Annotated in this window: 20 protein-coding genes; 8 read left to right on the forward strand and 12 right to left on the reverse strand. The window is 49.4% G+C overall.

Annotated features, from left to right (window positions below; genetic code table 11):
- Positions 1 to 140 precede the first annotated feature (140 nt).
- Both idnO and GW590_RS10590 read left to right on the forward strand, forming a co-directional pair.
- Positions 141 to 905: a gluconate 5-dehydrogenase gene (gene idnO, locus GW590_RS10585; protein ID WP_169403024.1), complete on the forward strand. Its 765-nt coding sequence runs from the start codon at positions 141 to 143 to the stop codon at positions 903 to 905.
- Between the two features lie 20 nt (positions 906 to 925).
- Positions 926 to 1,681, forward strand: a complete 756-nt coding sequence (locus tag GW590_RS10590) for an SDR family oxidoreductase (RefSeq protein ID WP_169403025.1) — start codon at positions 926 to 928, stop codon at positions 1,679 to 1,681.
- Between the two features lie 45 nt (positions 1,682 to 1,726).
- Here GW590_RS10590 and GW590_RS10595 read toward each other — a convergent pair whose 3' ends face one another.
- Positions 1,727 to 2,581, reverse strand: coding sequence for an AraC family transcriptional regulator (locus GW590_RS10595; protein ID WP_169403026.1), 855 nt, complete (start codon positions 2,579 to 2,581; stop codon positions 1,727 to 1,729).
- Positions 2,582 to 2,772: 191 nt separating this feature from the next.
- Between GW590_RS10595 and GW590_RS10600 the strand changes: the two genes are divergently transcribed.
- The 5 genes from GW590_RS10600 (at position 2,773) to GW590_RS10620 (ending at position 8,106) form a co-directional block, all read left to right on the forward strand.
- Positions 2,773 to 3,963 (forward strand): glycoside hydrolase family 88 protein, encoded by a 1,191-nt coding sequence (locus GW590_RS10600; RefSeq protein WP_169403027.1) that lies wholly within the window; start codon positions 2,773 to 2,775, stop codon positions 3,961 to 3,963.
- Positions 3,964 to 4,037: 74 nt separating this feature from the next.
- On the forward strand, positions 4,038 to 5,354 hold the full coding sequence (locus GW590_RS10605) for a BNR repeat-containing protein (protein WP_169403028.1): 1,317 nt from the start codon (positions 4,038 to 4,040) through the stop codon (positions 5,352 to 5,354).
- 3 nt (positions 5,355 to 5,357) lie between these two features.
- Complete coding sequence (locus GW590_RS10610) at positions 5,358 to 6,629, forward strand: oligosaccharide MFS transporter (RefSeq protein ID WP_169403029.1); 1,272 nt, start codon at positions 5,358 to 5,360, stop codon at positions 6,627 to 6,629.
- A gap of 172 nt (positions 6,630 to 6,801) precedes the next feature.
- Positions 6,802 to 7,497, forward strand: coding sequence for an oligogalacturonate-specific porin KdgM family protein (locus GW590_RS10615; protein WP_169403030.1), 696 nt, complete (start codon positions 6,802 to 6,804; stop codon positions 7,495 to 7,497).
- A 45-nt stretch (positions 7,498 to 7,542) separates the two neighbouring features.
- The gene (locus tag GW590_RS10620; protein ID WP_169403031.1) at positions 7,543 to 8,106 is read left to right on the forward strand and encodes a DJ-1/PfpI family protein; all 564 of its coding nucleotides are present in this window, start codon (positions 7,543 to 7,545) and stop codon (positions 8,104 to 8,106) included.
- A 73-nt stretch (positions 8,107 to 8,179) separates the two neighbouring features.
- Here the strand turns inward: GW590_RS10620 and GW590_RS10625 are convergent, their stop codons facing one another.
- From GW590_RS10625 to GW590_RS10635, 3 genes are read right to left on the reverse strand one after another with little or no spacing between them, the layout of a single operon-like run.
- Complete coding sequence (locus GW590_RS10625; protein ID WP_169403032.1) at positions 8,180 to 9,595, reverse strand: cytochrome c; 1,416 nt, start codon at positions 9,593 to 9,595, stop codon at positions 8,180 to 8,182.
- The gene (locus tag GW590_RS10630) at positions 9,592 to 11,247 is read right to left on the reverse strand and encodes a GMC family oxidoreductase (protein ID WP_169403312.1); all 1,656 of its coding nucleotides are present in this window, start codon (positions 11,245 to 11,247) and stop codon (positions 9,592 to 9,594) included. Before GW590_RS10630 ends, GW590_RS10625 begins: the two co-directional genes overlap by 4 nt.
- Positions 11,247 to 11,864, reverse strand: coding sequence for a sorbitol dehydrogenase family protein (locus GW590_RS10635; RefSeq protein ID WP_169403033.1), 618 nt, complete (start codon positions 11,862 to 11,864; stop codon positions 11,247 to 11,249). Before GW590_RS10635 ends, GW590_RS10630 begins: the two co-directional genes overlap by 1 nt.
- A gap of 657 nt (positions 11,865 to 12,521) precedes the next feature.
- Between GW590_RS10635 and GW590_RS10640 the strand changes: the two genes are divergently transcribed.
- Complete coding sequence (locus tag GW590_RS10640) at positions 12,522 to 12,872, forward strand: YejG family protein (protein WP_169403034.1); 351 nt, start codon at positions 12,522 to 12,524, stop codon at positions 12,870 to 12,872.
- Here the strand turns inward: GW590_RS10640 and yejF are convergent, their stop codons facing one another.
- The 8 genes from yejF to GW590_RS10680 all read right to left on the reverse strand — a co-directional run bounded on the left by yejF (position 12,873) and on the right by GW590_RS10680 (position 23,428).
- Positions 12,873 to 14,495: a microcin C ABC transporter ATP-binding protein YejF gene (yejF, locus tag GW590_RS10645; RefSeq protein WP_169403035.1), complete on the reverse strand. Its 1,623-nt coding sequence runs from the start codon at positions 14,493 to 14,495 to the stop codon at positions 12,873 to 12,875.
- 12 nt (positions 14,496 to 14,507) lie between these two features.
- Positions 14,508 to 15,530: an ABC transporter permease gene (locus GW590_RS10650; protein ID WP_408014930.1), complete on the reverse strand. Its 1,023-nt coding sequence runs from the start codon at positions 15,528 to 15,530 to the stop codon at positions 14,508 to 14,510.
- A complete protein-coding gene (locus tag GW590_RS10655) occupies positions 15,530 to 16,618 on the reverse strand; it encodes a microcin C ABC transporter permease YejB (RefSeq protein ID WP_169403037.1) in 1,089 nt (362 codons plus the stop codon). The genes GW590_RS10650 and GW590_RS10655 overlap by 1 nt, the downstream gene beginning before the upstream one ends.
- Positions 16,619 to 16,628: 10 nt before the next feature.
- Positions 16,629 to 18,437, reverse strand: coding sequence for an extracellular solute-binding protein (locus tag GW590_RS10660; RefSeq protein ID WP_169403038.1), 1,809 nt, complete (start codon positions 18,435 to 18,437; stop codon positions 16,629 to 16,631).
- A 208-nt stretch (positions 18,438 to 18,645) separates the two neighbouring features.
- Positions 18,646 to 20,232: a cyclic di-GMP phosphodiesterase gene (locus GW590_RS10665; protein WP_169403039.1), complete on the reverse strand. Its 1,587-nt coding sequence runs from the start codon at positions 20,230 to 20,232 to the stop codon at positions 18,646 to 18,648.
- A 258-nt stretch (positions 20,233 to 20,490) separates the two neighbouring features.
- Complete coding sequence (gene mepS / locus GW590_RS10670; protein WP_169403040.1) at positions 20,491 to 21,111, reverse strand: bifunctional murein DD-endopeptidase/murein LD-carboxypeptidase; 621 nt, start codon at positions 21,109 to 21,111, stop codon at positions 20,491 to 20,493.
- A gap of 577 nt (positions 21,112 to 21,688) precedes the next feature.
- Positions 21,689 to 22,390: a phosphatase PAP2 family protein gene (locus GW590_RS10675; RefSeq protein ID WP_169403041.1), complete on the reverse strand. Its 702-nt coding sequence runs from the start codon at positions 22,388 to 22,390 to the stop codon at positions 21,689 to 21,691.
- 63 nt (positions 22,391 to 22,453) lie between these two features.
- The gene (locus GW590_RS10680; RefSeq protein WP_169403042.1) at positions 22,454 to 23,428 is read right to left on the reverse strand and encodes a CobW family GTP-binding protein; all 975 of its coding nucleotides are present in this window, start codon (positions 23,426 to 23,428) and stop codon (positions 22,454 to 22,456) included.
- Between the last annotated feature and the right edge of the window lie 250 nt (positions 23,429 to 23,678).

A 23,678-nucleotide genomic window follows, 5' to 3' on the forward strand; every position in this document is an offset into this window, starting at 1 on the left:
ACAGAGTTTGTTAACACCGTATAAGGTGATCTGCATCACAGTTCTCGGCGGGGTAAACCGCTTTGATGACGGAAACACCATCGACTTATGGCGTTCGCGCCTTATGCGGACTTCTTGCTACCTGCCGTCAGGAAAAAATAATGACCAATTTATTCTCGCTGGATAACAAAAATATTCTGATCACCGGTTCTTCCCGCGGCCTGGGATCTTTGCTGGCCAAAGGGCTGGCAGAGCAGGGGGCTGCCGTTATTATCAACAGTACCCGCCAGGACTCTGCCGAGAAAGCGGCAGAAAAGTTACGTGCCGAGGGTTTGATTGCCCATGCCCTGGCTTTTGACGTCACCGACAGCCAGGCGGTCCAGCAGGCGATTGATCGCATTGAAAATGAAATTGGCGCCATTGATGTGCTGATTAATAACGCTGGTATCCAGCGTCGTCACAAGTTTACCGAGTTTCCGGAAAAAGACTGGGATGACATCGTGGCGGTAAACCAAAAGTCGGTGTTTTTGGTTTCTCAGGCAGTGGCGCGCTATATGATCAAACGTGAGCGCGGCAAAATCATTAATATCGGTTCGATCCAAAGTGAGCTGGGTCGCGATACCATCACCCCTTATGCCGCATCGAAAGGCGCGGTGAAAATGCTGACGCGCGGCATGTGCGTTGAGCTGGCGCGCTATAATATTCAGGTCAACGGCATTGCGCCGGGCTACTTTAAAACTGATATGACCCAGGCGCTGGTGGATGACAAAGCTTTCTCCGACTGGCTGTGCAAGCGTACACCAGCCGCACGCTGGGGCAATCCGGAAGAGTTGATCGGCGGCGCAGTCTTTCTGTCGTCGCGGGCATCTGATTTCGTTAACGGCCATTTACTGTTTATTGATGGTGGTATGTTGGCTGCTGTTTAACCCGCAATTGAGAGCCCTGAATGAAGCAAAGTGAAAAGAAAATTGCCCTGATCACCGGGGCCGGGAGTGGTATCGGGCTGAGCGCGACCAAGGCCCTGGTCGCCAGCGGATTTCTGGTCATTATGACCGGACGTAATCAGCAGAAGCTGGAGCAGGCGGCGGCAGGTTTTGCCCCCGGGCAAACCTGTGTGCTTACCGTAGATGTCACCGACCCACAGTCGGTTACCGCACTATTTTCCCAGGTAGAGCAAACCTTCGGGCGACTGGATGTACTGTTTAACAATGCCGGTAATAACGTCAAGGAGCTGCCGATAGAAGATCAGCCGGTTGAGGACTGGCTAACGGTGATCAATACCAACCTGACCGGCACTTATCTTTGTACCCAGGCAGCGGTGCGGCTGATGAAACAGCAAAGGCCGATGGGCGGACGGATCATTAACAATGGCTCGGTGTCGGCGCAAAGTCCGCGACCTCATTCCTCGCCTTATACGGCCAGTAAACATGCCATTACCGGGTTAACAAAATGCACCGCGCTTGACGGTCGTAAATATAATATCGCCTGTGGACAAATCGATGTCGGCAATGCTTCTACCGATATGGGCAATAAGGCACTGGCAGGGCGCATCCAGGCGGATGGCGAAATTGCGCCAGAGCCGGTGATCCCGGTGGAACGGGTGGGGGAAGCGGTGGCATTTATGGCCAGTCAGCCGGAGGGGACCAATATTCTTACCCTGACGCTAATGGCTAGCGCAATGCCGCTGGTGGGACGCGGTTAATCTTTATGCCGATAAGGTGTTGAAGCATGCCTTATCGGCTGCCTGTTATTTTTGCATATTATTTTTGCGATACTGCAAGGGGGTTTCACCAATTCTATTTTTAAAAGAACTGATAAAATAAGTGACATCTGAAAACCCCACGGCCAGCGCAATATCATTAACACTTATTGGACTGCGTAATAATAATTCACAGGATTTTCTTAAGCGGAAGGTGGTTAAGTAGTCATGGACTTTTTCGCCGGTTTCATGATGAAATCGCCGGGAAACATAGCTGCGTGACTTGCCTAAATAGTCTGCCAGATTATCCAGACTGAATTTCTCAGTATAATTCTCTTCGATCCAAAGCATAATTTTGGTTGAAATCAGATTATCTTGCACGGTGAGCATGCTTTTATGTTCAGGCAACATACTAAACAACGTTAATAGCAGACAGATAGCGCTCTCGCTATCGAGCTGATTTTTTTCTGTCAGCTGCGCGTAACGTACAAATAAATGATCAAGAAAATCATGAATATCTGCCACGTCAGCAATAAAGGCTTCACTGCCGCGTAGTGAGATCTGACTTAATTGCTGATAATTTTTAGGAAAGTTTTTCAGGATGGGCAGGATGGCATTCTGATCAATATGGATAATTGTTCGTCGATAAATTTCGGTCGAACTTTCTTCAATCATGATTTTATGCAATGTCAGAGGAGGGAAGAAAAAAATCCTTCCAGGCCTCAGCGTATAATGTTTGTTATCAACGATAACCACACCATATCCCTGCTCCACATACAGCATTTCCAGGCACTGATGCCAATGATGGTAGCGTACGCTATTGGCGTAAAGCCGATTGAAAGAGACGATATTGTCATTGAGTGAAATAAGCTCAAGGCGTTCAGATTTTTCTTTTTCGTCCATGATGCAATATTTTTAAGTTTTCTGGCCGTAAATCCTATTAGTAACCAATAGTTTTAAATTTACAAGAACGTAGCCTCACAAACCTTGCGCGGATGTGATCGAGATAACATTTTAGCGAACGGCCATTTCATTATTCTCTGCTCAGTCAACAGACACCCATCTGGCCTATTTAGCTGAAAAGGAACCAAAGCATGTTAGATAATATCGTTAAAGAACCTTTGCACGGATTTGCAGAGGAGACCGTCGAACAGCGTCAATTTTACGACGAGTTAATTTCTGCCCGTGCCCAAGTTCTTGCGCTGATTAGTCGTAATTTAACGGATTTTGGTGATAAGTATCCCGCAGAAACCTGCCTTGATGGCCAATACCCCTTAACAGAGAATGTTGAATGGACCACCAGTTTCTGGACGGGACAGTTGTGGCTGGCCTGGGAAATGAGCGGCGATGAAAAGTTTCGTCATATGGCAGAAAGGCATGTGCGTTCATTTGGATTACGTATTGCAGGCAGAGTGGATACCAATACCCACGATCTGGGCTTTCTTTATACGCTATCTTGCGTGGCTGCATGGCGTCTTACGGGAAATCGCCAGGCACGGGGTTTTTCGTTATTAGCTGCGGAAGCCTTGCTAGAGCGTTTTCATGCCAAAGCAAAAATTATTCAGGCCTGGGGAGATTTGCGCGATCCGGAACAGGCCGGTCGGATGATTATTGACTGCAATATGAATCTGCCGCTGCTGTATTGGGCCAGCGAGCAAAGCGGAGATATGCGCTTTGCGCAGGCAGCTTATGACCACGTCAGTCAGGCCGCCCGTTATTTGATCCGTGAGGACAGCTCCACCTATCACACCTATTACATGGATAGTCTGACCGGGGCACCGCTTTACGGTAATACCCAGCAAGGCTATGCCGATGATTCCTGCTGGTCACGCGGCCAGGCATGGGGCATTTATGGTTTTACCCTCAGTTACCTTTATACCGGTGATCAGGCATTGCTTGAGCACGCCAAAAGGCTGGCAAACTACTTCCTTAATCGCCTGCCGAAAGACGGTATCTGTCATTGGGATCTGGCGCTAAACGGCACAGACGCATTGCGCGATTCCTCAGCGGCCGCCATTGCGGTCTGCGCATTGCTGGAATTAAGTAAACAGTTGCCGGTTATTGATGCGCATCGCAAAAGCTATGAAATTGCCGCCAGGCATATGATGTCCTCCCTGACGCGTAGTTATTTGACCCGACTTGAAGATAAGGGGACGGGTTTACTAAACCACAGTGTTTATCACTATGCGTCAAATAAAGGTGTCGATGAATGTAGCATCTGGGGCGACTATTTTTATGTCGAAGCGCTGGTGCGTATGACGCAAAGCTGGAAATTATATTGGTGATCCGGTCACGACGTTGACAGGAAACACAAGGTGTTATTAATAGCACCGCTAAATCCTATCAGGCGGGAGAAAAAATGAACGTAGTGGATAAACATAATCAGGCAACGATGGAGTCGGTGATTGGCTCCTGTTGTTCTGATTTCACAGTGGAATACGCCTTATTGGTAAAGGATAAGTTTTACGTTGCCTACTACAACGCAGAACACTGCATTACTGTTGCCAGCCGCAAGCCAGAAGAAAGCCAGTGGACAATCAGTCAGCCACAGGGCAAATGGCTGGCGGATAAAAAGCGCTATATGCATCAGACCGAGTTTGACAGCCATAACTATCTGACGTTGGCCATGGATAATCAGGGCCACCTGCATTTATCGGGCAATATGCACAAAGACCAAATGGTCTGGTTTCGTTCTGTCAGGCCCTATGACATTCATTCATTGGTGCAGCGCACCATGATTGGTGAACGGGAACAGAGTGCCACATATCCATTATTTTTTTATGGCCGCCAGGGCGAGCTGTTGTTTCGCTATCGTGACGGAGAAAGTGGTAATGGCGACGATATTTATAACCGTTGGGATGAGTCACAACGTCGTTGGACCCGGTTACTGGCGCAGCCTTTGCTCTCCGGTAATGGCTTACGCAATGCCTATGCCCGTCTGCCGATATTTGGACCGGATGACCAATGGCATATGGTCTGGATGTGGCGCGAAACACCCCATTGTGAAACCAACCATCACCTATGTTATGCCTGCAGCCCCGATCTGCTGCACTGGTACAGCCACAGTGGGCAGATGTTTACGCTGCCGATGACGTCGGAAACTGGCGATATTGTTGATCCCGCTCCGGTTGAACAAGGATTGATAAATATGAGTCAGAACCTGGGCTTTGATAGTCAGGGTCGGGTCTTGATCACTTGGCACCGCTATGACTCATCAGGCTGCTCGCAGGCATGGATCGCGCGCCCCGAGGGCGACCACTGGCTGATCAGACAAATGAGTGACTGGAATTTTAGATGGAATTTCAAAGGGATGGGTTCTATACCTCCGGAAGTTATTATCTCTGCAGCCCGGCCGGAAAATGGTCAACTAATAGTCAGTTTCCAGCTCAGTGATGGTCGCAGCGGTCAGTGGCATCTGCAGGAAGAAAACCTGGCGGTGACTGAAACACGCCTGCTTGCCGTCAACCCCTTACCTGAAATTTTCTATCAGTGCCGGCAGACTTTCTCCCGTCAGGGCGAAGTTCAGGTCGTCCCCGAGTTGTATCGTCCTTACCCGCGTCATTTTCTGCGCTGGGAAGCCTTGCCTATTCACCGAGATCTGGCATCGGGTCAACAGGTTTTACCTGGACAACTCAGCGTCATTAGCCTGATCTCTCCTCATGACCATAAGGAATAAACCATGTCATTACCCATGCTCAATAGGTCAGCCTATATACGGATCAGTTTAAGTCTTTTTTTCTTCTACTTTGCCTGGTCGATAAGCTGGTCCTTTCTGGCTATCTGGTTGGCAGATAACATCGGTTTTACCAGTACCCAGATAGGTTATACCCTATCAATCAATGCACTATTTGCCCTGGCAATCAAACCGGTATTCGGTTTTATCATGGATAAACTCGGGCTTAAAAAATGGCTGTTAATCGCGGTGGCGACCGCTTCCGTGCTGGCTGCACCGTTTTTTATTTACGTCTATCAGACGCTGCTGCAGAGCCATATGCTCTTGGGCATGCTTTTAGGCGGAGCCTATCTTGGTACCGCCTATCTGGCAGGGATACTGGTTTTTGAATCCTATGCCGATCGCTACAGCCGAGCCTTTGGCTTTGAGTTTGGTCGGGTGCGTATGTGGGGGTCATTAGGTTGGGCAATAGCCGCCATATTTTCAGGCCAACTGTTTAATATTAACCCGCATATCAATTTTACCATTACCTCGGTGGCTGCCGTCGTGGTGTTACTGATTTTGCTGACGTTAAGAACGCAGGGGGAAGGTATCAACTGGCAGGCCGTCAATGAAGCCAGAAAAGACAAAGTCTGTGCTAAAGATGTTAGGGCATTTTTCCAGCATGCCAGTTTTTGGGGACTGATGCTGTTTTATGGCGGCATTATCTGGATGATGCAAAGTGCCGAGCAGCAGTTTCCGCGCTACTTCGTCAGCTTCTTTGACACTCATCAGCAGGGAAACTCAGTGTTGGGCTATATGGGGTTTGTCCAGTCTGCCTGCGAATTTGTGCTGATGTTTTTTATTCCACTATTGATTAACCGTATCGGGCCCAAAAATGGATTATTGATGGCGGGTTTTATCATCGGGACGCGTTTAGTGTTATCGGCCTTGGCCACACAGCCCTGGATGATTATTGTGCTCAAGCCACTGTATGGACTGGAAATGACCTTGTTGCTGGTTTCTATTTTTAAATTTCTCGCCGAGAATTTTGATAAACGCATGACCGGGACGATTTATATGGTACTGGGTTGTTTTAATTATCTGGGAATCACTGCCATTAATCCTATTGCCGGTTATTTCTATGATAAACACGGTTTTGCGACCACCTATCTTTTTATGGGGGTAATTGCCTGGCTGATTACCCTGACAGGTTTAAAACTTCTCGGCGGCAAGACGAAATTACGCAATATTATCAGTGATGATAACAAATTAGCTCATCTGCTGGAGAGGAAATAATTAACCAGTAATACCCTTTACCAGGTTATAGCTTCAACTATTATCCACTATCTAACGTTTTACCATGGCCATATTTTAACCGGTTAGGGCATTCTCTTGCCCAAGAATAAGCTAAATAACAAATAATATGATGATGTTTTTTACCAACCAATAAAAATAAGAGTGCAATTAAATGAAAAAAATAATATCAGCGATTACCGTTGCGGGTTTTCTTTACTCTGTCTCTTCCTATGCTGCCGGTCCGTGGATTGAAGCGCGTGAAGCCTTTAACTCGGCATCAGAACAACATGAATTTATGATGCGTGGAGGTTATAATTTTATTAATGGAGCAGGCATTATGTTGACCAATGCCTACAGTGTCGATAAATACAATCAGTTTAAACATAGTTATAATGAACTTGAGAGTTGGTATCCGCTGTTTAAACCTACTCAGTTTTTTACAATTTTACCGGCATTAATCATTACTGATAGCGCCAGTGGTTCAACGGTTTCACCTTATATGGATTTTAATTATAAATTTACGCCTGATTTTAATGTCACCTTTCGCTATCGCTATAATAATAAAAATTATGATAGTGTCGATAATCAGGGGCGTTATGATAAAGACAGTACTCATCAGTTTGTCATGTACTGGAATTTGAAAATTAACGATACCTGGGCGTATACCTTTGAGCCAGATTACTACATTCATATTAATGACTATAATAGTAAAAACGGGAAAGATCATAATTGGGAGTTAAACAATAAATTGACTTATACCTGGGATAAAAACTGGAAACCTTATGTCGAGGCATCATGGCTGGATCGTTGGGATTTGTATAATCGTGAGCAGTATCGTTTTCGTGTCGGTATTCGTTATTCCTTCTGATGACTTAACCGGTAATCTATCATTATCCTAATACAGGAACAAAAAATGAAAGCAGCAATACTGCTGACCGCAGGTTTTGAAGATGCGGAGGCTGTTATCGTCTATGATATTTTATCTCGATTAAATATTGTTGTAGATATGATCTCTTGTACAGAAAAGAGAACCGTGACCTCTTATTTTGGATTAACGTTGCTGACCCCTATAACACTGGGTGATATCGGTGATTTTTTGTATGATGCGATTATTATCCCCGGTGGCCCGGAGGCGACAAAAAGCATGGCGAAAAATCACCAAGCATTATCATTTATTGAGCAGCATGATGTTGCCGGTAAATGGCTATGCGCGCTTTGCTCTGCCGCTCCCCGAGTATTGGCAGATAATCAGTTACTAAAAGGTCGGGCATATACCTGCTCCGGTGATTTGTGGCAGGGGAGAACTGAGGGCCGCTACCGCGATAACGATATCGTTGTTGATGGCAACCTGATCACTGGCAGGGGATTAGGAGTCGCGTTCGATTTTGCTTTTACCGTGGCGGAATATCTATCCGGCAGTGCTGTGGCAGGCCAACAGCAAGCTGAGCATATCTATCACCAGCGAAAATCAATGTAATAGTTCGACAAAGCTGAATACCCCAGGACATCCTTCTGGGGTATTCAGCAGTGCAGTCAGCGTCTACAACAATCTAGACACGGCGTTTGCGGGATCGTCTAAACAGCCAGTAAATCAGTGCCAAAACAACGATCAGCGCCACGGCCATCGCGGGTGCTATTAAAGGCTGTAACCTGGCCAGTAGTGTGACCGGACCACCGCCGCGCAACACCGCCACATCATGGGCACTGACCGCAATCGCCGGGTTGCCATAGTGGGTCAGCACATAATTGGCGATCTCGGCAATTTGCTCATCCGTTAACTGACCCACGTAAGAACCCGGGCCAAACTTTGGCATCAGCACATGTTGCTCGCCAACCTGACGATCGACGCCGTAGAGCATGGCAGAGATCAGGTTAGAGGCGTTGGTCATCCCGGTCGCGGTATTATTATATAACGACGGGTAAGCCTGGTTTTTGCTGCCGCCACCGTCGGGCTGGTGACAACTGGCACAATAACCACTGTACAGCGCTGCGCCGCCTTTTATCGTGCCGTTGGCGTTATACGGATGTTCGCCACGCAATCCTTGTTCGACATTGACCTGCTTTGGCCCAAAGCTGTCTGCTGCCTGTTTATCCGCGGGATCGCGAACTGGCGTGCTGTTTTTCAGGTAGAAGGCGATGGCATTGAGATCGCTATCCGGCAGATACTGCAGGCTGTTTTGCACCGCTTCCGCCATAGGGCCGGCGGCCTGATTTTTACCGGTCGTGCGTCCGGTTTTCAGGTACTCCACCAACTGTGCCTGCGTCCAGTTACCAATGCCGCTGACCGCATCGGCGCTGATATTTGGCGCATACCAAGGACCGACCATGCCTCCGGCCAGCGGTTTGGCCGTCACTTCTCCCATCATTAAATTACGCGGTGTATGGCAGGTATCACAGTGACCGGCACCGTTAACCAGATAGGCACCGCGGTTCCACTCGGCGCTTTTACTGGCGTCGGCTTTAAACGGTGTTTTATCGAGATACAGCAGGTTCCAGCCCGCCATGGCGATCCGCATATTAAACGGGAAAGGCAGGGCGGTCAGCGAAGCGGTTTGCTCCACCGGCTGTACGCCATGCTGAAAATAGACATACATGGCATGAATATCTTCATCACTCATATGGCTGTATGAGGTATAGGGCATGGCCGGATAAAGGTTACCGCCGTCAGGACGTACCCCTTCACGCACCGCGCGGCTAAATTGCTCCTCGCTATAATTGCCGATCCCCGCAGTTTTTGACGGAGTTATATTGGTGGTGTAAATGGTGCCCATTGGCGAATGAATGGCATAACCGCCGGCAAACGGCTTACCGCCTTCCGGGTTGGTATGACAGGCCTGGCAGTCGGCGGCGGTGGCGACCGCTTTACCTTTGGCGACCAGATCCAGTTGGCTCTCTTCGGCCAATGCCTGCGCAGATAGCCCATTCAGTGTGGCTGCCAAGAGTACAAAACGCAGTAAATTTTTCATGCCTCACCTGCCAGGACCTTTGCCATATCATCAGCAGCTTTTAGCGCCAATGCGGCCATGGTCAAAGTACTGTTAACTACGCTGGCGGATGGGATAGCGCCACCACCAGGCAACCACAGGTTGTTGTGGTCGTGAGTGCGGCAGTTACCGTTGACCACCGAATCATGCGGATCGTTGCCCATAATGGTACCGCCCATAATATGATTATTGGCATTAAGGCTGGTGGTGATATTGAAGTCTTCGGCCATAAACAGCTTGCCGATCTGTTCGAGCTGTTTATGGGCGGCCACTGCGCCTTCGCGCACATAGTCCCCGACGTCATAGTGAATATCCGGGCAAGGCAAGCCGTGCGGATCTTTGCGGGTTTTGCTTAGTGTCAGACGATTGTCGGGATCGGGCAGCGGCTCGAGACTAATGGACAAATCAACGCCATAGATGGAACGACGACGGATCTCTTCATCCAGTTCTTCGCCCACCAGCCCCATTTCCAGTGCCTTATTGGTGGCAGGGATCACCTGACTGATATTATTGACGATCATCTTGTTTGCCGAATATTGACTGCGGAACTCACCGTCACGCGGGCCGACCAGACAGCTGCTTTGCGCCGGTCCGCGGCCGATCCACAAAGGTTCCGAGGCAATAAAGGTACAGTGGAATCCGGAGTGGTCCATCATATTGCGACCAACGTGATCGGAAGAGTTGGCAATGCCGTTGGGATTTTTTTCATTGGCGGCAATCAATAACAAACGCGGCGTTTCAATGCCGTTACAGGCCAGGGCAAACACCTTGCCGCTGGCTTTATGTGACTGCTTTTTGTTATCCAGCCAGTGCACGGCGGTGACGCGGTTGTTTTCATCGGTATCGATCTTGTACACCACCGACTCTGCCAACACCACCGCGCCCTTGTTTTCGGCCCGTTCGATATGGCTGATACCGTTGTACATGGCACCAATCGGGCAAATCGGCTGGCAGTTATTATTGCCACAACAGGTCGGGCGTCCCTGCCACGGGCGGGTGCTGCGTCCCTGCGGGATTGGAACCGAACGGAAACCGTGCGGGTTTACTACTTCAGCAAAGCGGCTATCGCCATAGGCATAGGGAACCTGATCCATCGGATAGGGTTTGCTGCGTTCGGCGGGGGATTGCAGCGCCGGATCGTTGGGACCCGCTACGCCAATCTCTTCTTCGGCGCGGCAGTAATAGGGTTCCAGCTCATCATAGGAGATCGGCCAGTCACGGCCAACGCCGTACAGGGTTTTCATTTTGAAATCGTTGGGCACATGGCGCCAGCAAGATGCCGCCCAGTGCCAGGTTGTGCCGCCCACGGTGCGCAGATAACCTTGCTGAAAACTACTGGCGCTGGGGCCGGTCAGATTGACGTAGTTGTTCTTCGGGAAATAGAGCGGGGCAGGGGCCAGTTCTGATTGCGGATACAGTCCCTGAAAGTCGGAGCCGGCACGGTTGGCAAACGGCATATTGCGCCAGTTCTCCACGGCCTGAGCCCGTTCAATGCGCAAACCGGCTTCCAGGATCAGCACCGAGTGGCCAAGGGCGACCATTTGGTCGGCGATCAGGCCGCCAACAATTCCTGAACCAACAATAATGACATCAGCAACGGCGTCGCCGTCGGCGGTAAAAGTGGGCTTGTTCATCATGCTTTACTCGTATTAACAGTATCGGGGGTCGCCTGTAAGCGCGCTTGTTTTATGCTTTCCGGCATGGCGGCAGCAGGAGGCGCGGCGGTAAACCACAGCGGGCCATTGCCGCAGTAAGTAGGGACAATCAACCCATCGCTCACCGGGCGATACATCAGCGCATCTTTATAGGCGATTAAAATGGAATCGGTACCATTTTTGACTGTGCCGGTATACCAGCCAGTGATAATACGAGTCAGCAGTTCCCCCAGGTTATGCTCTTTGGCAACCTGTTGAAATTCTTTGGCACGCTGATTGGGTTGCAGCAGCAGATAGAGCGCGGCGATCTGGGCCGGGAACTGAGTATCACCCTGATAGAAGGCGTTGAAAATACGGGCAGACATGCCGGGACTGAGATCTTTATGCTCGGTGATCGCCTGCGAAATCATAAAGAATTGCGAGAAAATTAGCGGATCGCTGGTGGCGGTACTTTTTTCCGCCTCGGTAAGAAATGGAAAGCCAAGCAGGGTAGCCGCTACCATTGCAGAACCGACGCCTTTCAACATGTCGCGCCGACTGAAACCGGTACCATTTTGCTGTGTGCCAAAATCAAAAAGTGAAGGATTTTTGTCCATCTTATATCTCTTTAGATCGGGGGAGTAAGCCAAGGGCTTGCCAGAAATTGTTATTAATGCGGTGACGGTATGTCTGATTCAGGCGCGTCACAGGCGGGGGACTGACCTCGTTGCCAGGATAAGGCAGTAATAACCTTGTGGATGATAATCGCAGAACCAATAAAAGCCTCTAACAAAACGTGCTAAAAAATAACATTTTGTTTTCAAATTAACGGCTGCACGATGCTGAAAAGCGGATAAGTTCGCACTGGACATGAGATATTAGCGAATAATGAACCAAAAGATTCGTTATTCGATTACCAAATGTAATTTTTATAGGTCATTGATTTATATGCAATCAAACTTTATCTGATGATTTTTTGTTTCTTCTTTGTAACTGTTATTGATTTAACGGGTAACAATTGTGAATGAAATTGGTTGAGAAATGATGCCAGAAAGGTTACAAATGACGCTAAATGAGAGCAAGATCCCAAAAACTAACCAAGACGCTCATAAAATAGCCAGGCAGCAGTTTATTAAGCAATTAAAAGTTAATAAAATGTAAACGAGTGGCTATTTTCTTACCGTATTGCAGGCGAAGTCAGCCATGTTGCGTTATAACTTGGTTTAGCGTTGCGGATATGTAAAATTATTGTTGAATATTCTTTGGGGAGCATCGTGAATAACAACCCTTTTTCGGTGGTGCATCGTTTGCCACAAAGCTATCGCTGGCTGTCAGGTTACGCGGGCGTAAAAGTCGAAGTTATTCCGCTGCCCGCGGAAGAAGAAGAGAGTAACCTGATTGGTCTCAAGCTGTTAAGCCCGGAAGGCGACAGTGCCCGCAGCATTTTGCAAGGCTTGAATCTGTCGCTAAGAGAAATTGAGGTTGAAAGCAATATCGTCGAATGTGACGGTGAACTCTGCCTGTTTGTGAAGCGTGATGATGAAAGCGCCGCCATGTGCCGTTTAAAAAATATTGGTACGGCAATAGCAGAATCTGTCTCCGTTTCGGCCCTCTATCCTTTCTGATCACCCGACACTATCTTGTTCACTCTCCGCGGATTGGGAGAAAGCTAACAGCTGCCGGGTATAGGCATGCTGGGGTTGGGTAAACAGTTTTTCACATTCCCCTTGTTCGACCACCTTACCGTGCTGCAACACTATCACCTGATGGCATAAACTGCGCACCACCTGCAAATCGTGACTGATAAATAGATACGACAAACCATGACGCTGCTGCAGATTACGCAACAGGTCCAAAATCTGCGCCTGTACCGATTTGTCCAGTGACGAGGTGGGTTCATCAAGGATCAGCAACTCTGGTTGCAGGATCAGCGCACGGGCAATGGCGATACGCTGACGTTGGCCACCGGAGAATTCCGTTGGATAGCGGTGACGACTCTGCGGATCGAGCCCCACCTCCTGCATTGCGGCAATCACTCGTTGTTCCCGCTGTTCGGCCGTCAGGCGTTGGTGTACTTGCAAGCCTTCGGCAATAATCTGCATCACGCTAAGTCGTGGATTGAGGGCGGAATAGGGATCCTGAAACACCACCTGGATACGGCGGCGAAACGGCAGCATCTGTTTGCGGTTAAAGGTTTGTAATGGCTGCCCGTCAAACTCAATGCTTCCCCCTGCGTTCAGTAAGCGTAATAGCGCCAGGCCAGTGGTGCTTTTGCCGGAGCCGGATTCGCCCACCAGGCCGATACTTTCCCCGCGCCGCAGAGTAAAACTCAGTTGCTGTACCACCTGTTTGTTGCTGACCGTGCGTCGTAGCAGGCCACGTCGTACGGGAAACGCCACGCTAAGGTCGACGACACGCAGCAGGACCGGGCTTGCCGGGTCAACCGGGTTTGGGCTACCGGTGGGTTCTGACTGTAGCAGCTTGCGGGTGTAGGCATGCTGAGGAGAGGCAAAGAGCGCAGCGCGGGTGTTGGATTCTACGCAACGGCCCTGATGCATTACCGCCACGCGATCGGCAATGGAGCGCACAATGCGCAGATTGTGGGTAATAAACAGCATCGCCATCCCCAGTTCCTGTTTCAGCTCTTGCAGCAGACTGAGAATTTGCGCTTGCACCGAAACATCCAGCGCCGTGGTCGGCTCATCGGCAATCAGCAATTGGGGCTGGGTCAAAATGGCCATGGCGATCATCACCCGCTGGCGTTCACCGCCAGAGAGTTGATGGGGAAAGTCCGCCAGTCGTGCAGCGGGGTGCACAATGCCGACCCGGTCGAGACATTGAATAATTTCCGCCCGCGCTGCCTGACGCCCCATACCACGATGCAGTGCCAAGACTTCCGCCAGCTGCTTCTCAATATTATGCAATGGGTTGAGGGATACCATTGGTTCCTGGAAAATCATTGCAATCTGGTTGCCGCGAATATTGCGTAGCTGCGCCTCGCTGGCATGCAACAGACTTTGTCCGGCAAACAGGATATCGCCGCGCGGATAGACCACCGTTTGCGCACGGATCAGCCGCAATATCGACAGGGCAGTCACGCTTTTACCTGAACCCGATTCACCGACCAGCGCCAGGGTTTCCCCCGGTTCAATACTCAGCGACAGATCCTGCACCACCGGCGTCACCCTCCCGGCCTGACGAAAGGCAATATCGAGATCCTCAATGCGCAGTAATGGTGAACTTGACATAGTGTGGCGATCCTAACGTGATTGGCTGGGGTCAAAAGCGTCCCGCACCGCTTCGCCAATAAAAATCAGCAGTGACAGCAGAATAGCGAGCATAAAAAAGGCGCTTATGCCCAGCCAGGGAGCCTGAATATTATTTTTACCTTCCAGCAGCAGCGATCCCAGCGACGGCGACCCCAGCGGCAGACCAAAGCCGAGAAAATCCAGCGATGCCAGCGTGGTAATGGATCCGCAAAGTATAAAAGGCATATAGGTCAGGGTAGCTACGGTGGCATTGGGCAGCATATGACGCAGCATAATCATGCGATCGCTGACCCCCATCGCCTGTGCTGCACGAATATAATCAAAATTGCGGGTACGTAAAAACTCGGCGCGCACCACCCCCACCAGTACCATCCAGCCCGATAATACGGTGATAAGCAGCAGCCACCAGAAATTGGGTTGCACCACGCTAGAGAGCATAATAATCAAAAACAGCGTCGGCATTCCTGACCACACCTCGATAAAACGTTGGCCCCAAAGGTCGATTTTGCCGCCGTAGTAACCCTGAGTTGCGCCAATCAGAATGCCAATCAGTGACGAGAGCAGAGTCAGCATCACGCCAAAAAATAGCGAGATACGCAGTCCGTAGAGCATTTGCGCCAACACGTCGTGACCATTGCTATCGGTGCCGAGCAGGTTTTGCCGCGAAGGGGGAGAGGGGAAGGGCTGGGCAGTAGCGAAATTAATGGAGTTATAACTTTGCCGCAGCGGTGCCCACAGCGCCCAGCCCTGGCTATCCAGCTGCTTACGCACAAACGGATCCTGATAATCGGTGGCCGTTTGCAGCTCGCCGCCAAAAGTCGTTTCGCTATAGTTGAAAAGAAACGGCATATAAAGATGCCCCTGATAGCGTACCAGCAGCGGTTTTTCATTGGCGAGGACGTTGGATAACAGCGCCAGAATAAACAGCAGTAAAAACAGCCATAGCGACCAGTAGCCGCGCGTGTTGTGGCGAAAACGCCCCCAGCGGGCCTGATTAACGGCGTTGAGTTTCATCAATGTCGTCCCTCAAAGTCGATGCGCGGATCCACCAGCGTATAGGTGATATCACTGACAATATTAAGCAACAGGCCAATCAGGGTAAAAATATACAGCGTGCCAAACATCACCGGGAAATCACGCTGGAGGGTGGCATCAAAGCCCAACAGTCCCAGACCGTGCAGTGAGAACATCACTTCAATCAACAACGAACCGGTAAAAAACATACTGATAAAGGTGGCCGGAAAGCCGGCGATCACCAGCAGCATGGCATTGCGAAAGACATGGCGATAAAGAATTTTCTTTTCATCCAGCCCCTTGGCGCGGGCGGTGACCACATACTGTTTCTGCACTTCATCGAGAAAGGCATTTTTGGTCAGCATGGTCAGGGTGGCAAAGCCGCCAATCACCGTGGCCAATACCGGCAAGGTGATATGCCACAGGTAATCGCCAATCTGGCTATACCAGGGCAACTGGTCAAAGTTGGCCGAGGTTAAGCCGCGCAGCGGGAACCAGTCGAAATAGCCGCCGCCGGTAAAAAACACAATTAGCAAAATGGCGAAGAGAAACGACGGTACGGCATAGCCGACAATAATTACCGTACTGCTCCAGATATCGAAGGCGCTGCCATTTTTTACCGCCTTGCGGATCCCCAGCGGGATTGATACCAGATAGATAATCAGCGTGCTCCATAGCCCGAGAGTGATGGAGACCGGCAGGCTGGATTTGATGAGCTGCATTACCGAAGCTCCGCGAAACAGGCTGTCGCCAAAGTCGAAGCGGGCATAGCGCCACAGCATATCGAGATAGCGCTGATGCAGCGGTTTATCAAAACCAAAGCGTTTGGTGATCTCGGCAATCACCTCCGGGTCCAGTCCTCGCGCTCCGCGATACTGGCTATCACCCAGCTGGCCGACACCGGCGTGGGCATGGCTGGTGCCACTGCTGCTGGTTGGCAAGCCACTGCTTTGCCCCATTTCAATTGCGGCGATCGCCTGGTCTACCGGTCCGCCGGGGGCAATCTGCACAATAAAAAAGTTGATGGTAATAATCGCCCACAGGGTCGGGATCACCAACAGCAGTCGACGAAGCAAATAGGTGGTCAATGGCAGCTCCCTACTTTCTGGCCGCTTGCAGCCGCGCGGCTTTATTCATGTCATACCACCAGGTATCCAGCTCAATGGAATAGGGGGGGCGAATGGCGGGCATGGCAAACTTGTCCCAATAGGCATAACGGTCGCGGTTGGAGTACCACATGGGGATCATATAGTGGTGCCAGGTTAAAACGCGGTCCAGTGCATGGCCCAGTGACAGCAGCGCGGCCGGTTGTCCCTGATGAGCGACGATCTGTTGCGTCAACTGGTCGATAGCCGGGTCGCTGACGCCGGGTGTATTGTAGGAGGAATTAAGAAATTTCGAATTCCACATAATCTGCAAATCGTTACCGGGGTAGGGCACGGCGCGATACACCGTCGGGATCATATCGTAATCCCTGCTACGCAAGCGGCTGATAAACTGCGAGTTATCCACTTGTCGAATCGACATTGTAATGCCCAGACGCTGCAAATTATGCTGAAAAGGCACCACATACTGCGAGTTGCCGCCGCCGGGCAGCAGCAGTTCAAAGTTGAAAGGCTTGCCGGTTTGATCGTTGACCAGTTGCTGATCTTTAATGCTCCAGCCAGCGGCTTTCAGCAAGGCTGTCGCCTTAAGCAGGTTCTCACGGTCATTGCCGCTGCCGTCAGAGTGCGGTGGCTGATAGAGCTGGCTAAATACTTCATCCGGTATTTTACCTTTTAGCGGTGCCAGCCAGGCCAGTTCGGCCGCGTCGGGATAATTTTTGGCTGCATACTCGGTATTTTGGAAGTAACTGTTCACTCGCTGGTAGGCCCCGTAATACAGCGCCTTGTTCATCCAGTCAAAATCGAACGCCAGCGTCAACGCCTCTCTAACCCGTGGGTCTTGAAAAATTGGGCGTTGAATATTAAATGCCAGCCAGCGGGTATCCTGTGCCGCCTGATTTTCATCATCCTGCTTGACGATCAGCCCGCGCGTAAAATTGCTGCCCTGGTACTGGGTGGCCCAGTTTTTGGGGGAGGACTCACTGCGAAAATCAAAGGCCCCCGATTTAAAGGCTTCCAGCGCGACATTATCGTCGAGATAATAGTCGTAGCGAATGGTATCAAAGTTATAACGGCCGCGGTTTACCGGCAGATTGGCCGCCCAATAGTTGCTGATCCGCGAGTAGGTGACATATTGGCCCAATTTATAATCGCTGATGCGATAGGGGCCACTGCCTAAAGGCGGGGTCGCCAGCGGCTCGTTAAATTTGCGATTGGCCCAGAATTTTTCCGGGATCACCGGCAGGCTAAGCAAACCCAGCATCTGCTCTTTGTCAGGGTTGGGGAATTCAAAACGGACGGTCAGCGGGGCGATGGCTTTAACTACCACACCTTTATAGACCACGCGAAATTGCGGTACGCCTTCGGTCATAAATTTATGAAAGGTAAAGGCAACATCCTTGGCGGTAATGGCTGTGCCGTCCTGGAAAACGGCATGGGGATTCATCTCGACTTCAACCCATTTGTAATCACTGTCATAGCGTGCCGACTCGGCAATCAGCGGATAATAACTGCCAATCTCGTCGCTGGAGGGCGTAAACAGGCTGTCGTACAGGGTATCACTGCGGATGGCAGCATTGCCACGTGAGGCAAAGCGATTGAAATTATCAAAGGTGCCAATGGCTGCCAGCGTGATATTACCGCCTTTCGGTGCCGCCGGATTAACATAGTCAAAATGACTAAAGTTATAGATATATTTCGCCTCGCCCAAAATTGCAAAGGCGTAGCCATCCTCGATAGTTTCGGCCTGGGCGCAATAGGTGAACAATGACAGTAACAGCGCTGTGAGTACGCGAGGAAACATCCTGAAGGTGAACTCCTGTTAAACAACATGCCCGGGTGTCAACCCATTATTCGCCACCGGTCCTCGTTATCTTCGACGAGAGTAAGCCAGCGGCGAGAGCCTCATGATAGGTCGAAATTTTTCAAACAACAATGGGCTGTTGTATCACAAGATACCGCAGAGTCCTAAAAAAATAGTCTGCTGAAACAAGGCGAAAAGCCGAAGTGACTTATACGTTGGCGGAGACGATTTGCCGGTTAAATTTGTAGGTAAAGTCAATCAGCGCATCAAGACCCAGTGCACGGCTATATAAAAATCCCTGTAGAAAAGCCACCCCATGCTGACGTAAATATTCTGCCTGTGAAGCGGTTTCCACGCCTTCGGCCACGGTTTTTAGCTTCAGTTGATCGGTCAATCGCAACACGGTATCCAGCACCGGCGTGGTCAGGGTGTTCTGGTCAATCGACATCACAAAACCGCGATCGATTTTCAAATAATCAACGGTAAATTTCTCAAGATAGATCAGGGCGCTATAACCGGTACCAAAATCGTCAATCGCCACTTCTATACCCTGCTGCCGTAGCCACATAAAATCACTCATGGCCTGTTCATTGTCAATCATGCCACGCTCGGTGATTTCAAACACAATATTCAGAAAATTAGGCTGTGGCAGAGAACTAATAAAATGCCTGACATCATCGCGAAAACTCTGAGTGGTTAAATGATAAGGCGAAATATTAATACTTAATTTCAGTCCCTTGGGCATGTTATAGGCCAGGGAATGGGCATCAATCGCCACGATGCGCAACAGGTATTGCGTCAAACTGACAATCAGGCCATGTGATTCAGCATAATTAATAAAAATATCCGGCGGGATGCGCCCTTCAGTGGGATGTTGCCAACGCAGTAGCGCCTCAACGCCAATGATTTTATTATTTTGACTGTCGATAACAGGCTGATATTCAACAAAAAATTCATTATGGCGCATGCCGCGTATTATTTCGCGTTCTATGCTGTGATAGTTGAGATGGATGTAATGGAACAGCGCCCCCAACAGCATACTAAGCAATACTCCGCTAAGCAGGGTATAGCGAATATTCTCAGGGCTAAGAAGGGGACCATATAGCCGCAGAGACAGCGGGAATTTATTTAGATCAAAGGATAAATAGTGTCCATCGGGCAATTGTTCAACATTGACAATAGTCGAACTGGAAGAGAGTAGTGCATGATTTTCAGTGATTAGCGCAATACCCTGAAAACGTGAGACACCTTGAGAAAAAAGAATATTTGAGTAATTTGTCAGGTCAATAGTGGCCAGTATCCCGCTGTTGGAAATATCCGGATTAGCCAACCACACCACAATTAACGGGCGTTTGGGTATAAAGCGGGTACCTTGCTGAAGTTTGATATCGAGGGGTTTGTGCTCGTTGATATAGGCAAAGAGATCATTAACTTTGATATCTACAGCGCCGGCAATGGATGAGCAAAAAATATTGCCGTTACGCACCAGCAGCAAGGTGCGAACACCCGGCGTCATGGCCGCATTGCGAATAAGCACATCGGAGACTGCAGGACACTCCTGCACCGGTAATTGATTCAGCTTGCTCATGCTCTCGGTAAGGCTGGTGAGATATTGCTGAGTAAACTGGACGATCTGCTGCCCAAGAGCGTCATGCTCCTGTTTGTTTCTTAACTGAATAAAATACAGGGTGATCGCCGTAAACAGCACAAAACAAAACAGCGAGACAATGAAGACTCTCGCCTTGGAGTGGCGTGAGGGCAAAAAATCATACTGAAGTGCCGAGAGCAGTCCCATGTAAGTAGTCCTTTAAGAAGGCGATGCCAATGAGAAAATGCAGATTACTAACAGCATGAAAAAGGGAATAGATGATTTTTTCTTATTGATTAAGTAATAACCAAGTTTAAGAATTGTGCAAGGGGAGAGACAACAGTTTTTAATCAATATCACCAGAATAGTGATAACAAGGGCAAGCAATAAAAAAAGACCCGCTTGAGAGGGTCTTTTTGTATTCGCTTGGCTGGGACAACAAGGGAGAAGTCAGTTAAGCGTTGCTTATTGCAGCATTGCTGTACTCAGGCTTGCCGTACTGGTATTTGGCTTAGTGCCAGTCAGTACTCGTCTTGCTTCACGATAACGCTTTGTCCAATAGGTTTCATTCATGCTGGAGATCATTACGCCATTGGTAGTAGAAGCATGGACGAATTGATCATTACCCAGATAGATACCTACGTGACGGCCAGTTGAGCCTGCACCAAACAACACCAGATCGCCTGCACGCAGTTTATTGCGCTGAATTTTCTTACCCAGGTCTTCTTGTTCATAGCTTGAGCGAGGTAAATCAAGGCCAAACTGTTCGCGGAAAGTTAACTGTACGAAGCCCGAGCAATCGATACCACGCTTGCTGTCGCCGCCTAACCGATAACGAACGCCTTTCCAGCCAGCGTATTGATCCATAATTCTGGATTTAACGTTGACGTTGCGAACCATTGCTTCAAATTCATCCTGAGAGGATTGCAGTAAAAGACCATCTTTGTCATTAACTGCATGCATCTCAGTTTGCGCGCTGTCTGTATTCGAAGCATGTGTGCCACTACACGCGGAGAGAAGAATTGCCGCGCCAATTGCGGGTATGATCCGCAGTATATATCTCATAAACGGTTGAGACTTGACCATGTTTGTTGTTATCCCTTGATGTCCTTAACGATTAAATCGTTTTACCTTGCCTTGTTTGATACCGCAGCGACATCAGCTTTTATCTTTTATCCGCTTCACTTAACTTGTTTAAGCTTATCGGGATTAAATCATTAGCTGCCTTGCTATCACTTCAACGAGCCAAGATGTATGAAAATGCTAAACCCAAGCGAGATTACCCGTCGCATTCATCTGGAGCAAAGACTTAACCAACAATTTGTGTACCAGAACACATTATTTATCGGATTCGAGCCTGTTATGCCACATTTGTGTGCAACGAGGTCGAGATTACCGTAATGATCGGGGGATTGCGAGAGGTTTTAGCTGTTTTTTAATAAGAAATAATGATGTAAAGCAATGTAAGTGTTCATGTTAAATTTGTTGATTGAGTTTTGTGCGTATTTGGCGCAAAAGCGCAGCAGACGGGGGTTTGCGGGCAATAATTACTTTTCGTCAATTGGCCCTAAAGTCAAATAAAATGGCCCAAAAACAAACAAATGCTGCATGGGCCATAATTAAAAACTATGCCAGCGAAAATAAGCTATTTCTTAAAGTGGAATTATTTTTTTGCCATTTTTGGCAGTTTTTTGTCCAGCCAATTAACCAGAACATCGCTTGCCGGGGTCATTAACCACCAACTTCCCCCCACTAGCACCACCGAAAGTGAACCCACCATAATGTCTGTAAACCAGTGCGCACCAATCATCAGCCGTGGCAGAGAGAAGATAATAGTGATCGCCAGGGCTATGGCAAAAGCACGCCTGCCAAGATAGCGCAGCATAAAACAGCTAAACACCATTAACATCATGCCATGGTCTCCCGGGAAGCTATCGCTGGAGGCATCCTTGGTGGGAATGCCGGTCAATTCACTGACGCGATTGACATGGGGGAAGCTGAGTGAGGGGCTGGGATGTGACACCGGCAGCAAATGACCCAATTGATTAAGCACCACGGCGGTCAACAACATCACGATACCGATAATCACTCTTTGGCGACGCCCGGCACGGTCTTGCCGGATAAAGTCGCTGAGATATAACAGCCCCATCGCCAGCAGTGAGCAGAGGTCAAAGGCGCGATTATTGCTGATTGCCACCAGATGTAAAAAGGTCTTGCTGGTAGCCAGATGTTGATTGAAGTAAAAAAATACCGAGGAATCTATCGCAAACCACAAACCGTGATTGGCGGGCAGGTAATAGGACAAGAAGAGCGCGAACCCTATTATGTTAAGAATAAGAATGGTAGCGAGATGACGGCGGAACATAAGATCAAAACCTGTTTATAAAAATGATTAGTTCGATAATTATTGCATGATACAGCATTCTGGCTAGCTTAAGCGAATCTTCAGCAATGCGCTCTGCAGGGTATTCCAGTCGGTCTGCTGATGGTTGATCAACTCGATTCGGCTGTCGACAGGGGCCGCTGCCAGGGTTTCGATATGCAGATCTTGCCCCTGTCGGTTGATTCTCAGCGTACCTTCCTGAATACGTATTACCGCTTTTAGGCGTTCAACGGGAGCCAGTCTGGCCCAGTCAAGAAAGGCCACAGTATCAAACAGCGTCTCTCCGTCGAATATCCAACCACAGCTGACATATTCACCGGCCTGGTTTAGCGCGCGTCGCCAGCGCTGTTGCCCGGGAAGACTAAGGGCAGCAAGCCCCTGGCGGGCACTTTGTCCATGATGGTGTTGGCCATCGGGCAGCGTTTGTTGATTGTTGCGTGGTGCATCCAGCCAGCGGGGATCGATCTCTCCCTGGGAAACATGCAGAATCTTTCTGTCGTCACCGTGCTCACTGAGCCAGGTTGCCAGCGCCTGCTGGTCCTTATCGCTGTACATCTCCTGCTTGTTGGCAACGATAATGTCGGCACAGGCCAGTTGATCGCGGAAGTTTTCGTTGCTGACCACGCGGTCATCGCTAAGTTGACGCGCATCCAGCAGGCACAATGTGGCATTGAGTGTTAGCCAGGATTGATAAACCTCTGAGGTCAACAGCGAGAGGATCTGTTTGGGGTGGCCGAGGCCGGTCGGCTCAATCAGCAATCGATCCGGTTTCGCCTGCTGCAGCAACATATTTAGCCCAACCTGCATCGGCAAGCCATTGACGCAGCACATGCAGCCACCAGGGATCTCTTTGAGCACCGCGCCACTCTCTGCCAGCAGTGCGCCGTCTATGCCCACTTCACCAAACTCGTTAACCAGCACCGCCCATTTTTCATCTGCGGGCTTGTGCGCCAGCAGATAACGAAGGGTAGTAGTTTTACCGCTGCCGAGAAAGCCGGTGACAAGATTTGTTCGCGTCATGTTTTATCCTTGCAACGGGGTGTGATCCGGCGATTTTATCCGCGCTTGCCGCCCCGGTAATAAATTAAGATTTTTTGCATCAATAAGATGCCGCGCACCGGCGAGAAAATCTACCCCATTGCTCGCCGCAGAGGGTTAAACAGCTCTTAAACCTTAGCGAGACGCCAGGATAAATAGTGGCAATCCTGAGAAAAACTCATGGTGGGCCAATAAAGATAACCTAATGTTATTAATTGGTGATGTTTATATT

This window comes from Rouxiella aceris (assembly GCF_012933545.1).
Taxonomy (GTDB): domain Bacteria; phylum Pseudomonadota; class Gammaproteobacteria; order Enterobacterales; family Enterobacteriaceae; genus Rouxiella; species Rouxiella aceris.

Excerpts from the sequence above, each read along its gene's own strand:
- GW590_RS10635 (WP_169403033.1), bottom strand. The coding sequence starts at position 11,864 with ATGGACAAAAATCCTTCACTTTTTGATTTTGGCACACAGCAAAATGGT.
- GW590_RS10630 (WP_169403312.1), bottom strand. The coding sequence starts at position 11,247 with ATGAACAAGCCCACTTTTACCGCCGACGGCGACGCCGTTGCTGATGTC.
- yejF (WP_169403035.1), bottom strand. The coding sequence starts at position 14,495 with ATGTCAAGTTCACCATTACTGCGCATTGAGGATCTCGATATTGCCTTT.
- GW590_RS10620 (WP_169403031.1), top strand. The coding sequence starts at position 7,543 with ATGAAAGCAGCAATACTGCTGACCGCAGGTTTTGAAGATGCGGAGGCT.
- idnO (WP_169403024.1), top strand. The coding sequence starts at position 141 with ATGACCAATTTATTCTCGCTGGATAACAAAAATATTCTGATCACCGGT.
- GW590_RS10665 (WP_169403039.1), bottom strand. The coding sequence starts at position 20,232 with ATGGGACTGCTCTCGGCACTTCAGTATGATTTTTTGCCCTCACGCCAC.
- GW590_RS10680 (WP_169403042.1), bottom strand. The coding sequence starts at position 23,428 with ATGACGCGAACAAATCTTGTCACCGGCTTTCTCGGCAGCGGTAAAACT.
- GW590_RS10660 (WP_169403038.1), bottom strand. The coding sequence starts at position 18,437 with ATGTTTCCTCGCGTACTCACAGCGCTGTTACTGTCATTGTTCACCTAT.
- GW590_RS10605 (WP_169403028.1), top strand. The coding sequence starts at position 4,038 with ATGAACGTAGTGGATAAACATAATCAGGCAACGATGGAGTCGGTGATT.
- GW590_RS10650 (WP_408014930.1), bottom strand. The coding sequence starts at position 15,530 with ATGAAACTCAACGCCGTTAATCAGGCCCGCTGGGGGCGTTTTCGCCAC.
- GW590_RS10615 (WP_169403030.1), top strand. The coding sequence starts at position 6,802 with ATGAAAAAAATAATATCAGCGATTACCGTTGCGGGTTTTCTTTACTCT.
- GW590_RS10595 (WP_169403026.1), bottom strand. The coding sequence starts at position 2,581 with ATGGACGAAAAAGAAAAATCTGAACGCCTTGAGCTTATTTCACTCAAT.
- GW590_RS10675 (WP_169403041.1), bottom strand. The coding sequence starts at position 22,390 with ATGTTCCGCCGTCATCTCGCTACCATTCTTATTCTTAACATAATAGGG.
- GW590_RS10610 (WP_169403029.1), top strand. The coding sequence starts at position 5,358 with ATGTCATTACCCATGCTCAATAGGTCAGCCTATATACGGATCAGTTTA.
- GW590_RS10625 (WP_169403032.1), bottom strand. The coding sequence starts at position 9,595 with ATGAAAAATTTACTGCGTTTTGTACTCTTGGCAGCCACACTGAATGGG.
- GW590_RS10590 (WP_169403025.1), top strand. The coding sequence starts at position 926 with ATGAAGCAAAGTGAAAAGAAAATTGCCCTGATCACCGGGGCCGGGAGT.
- GW590_RS10600 (WP_169403027.1), top strand. The coding sequence starts at position 2,773 with ATGTTAGATAATATCGTTAAAGAACCTTTGCACGGATTTGCAGAGGAG.
- mepS (WP_169403040.1), bottom strand. The coding sequence starts at position 21,111 with ATGGTCAAGTCTCAACCGTTTATGAGATATATACTGCGGATCATACCC.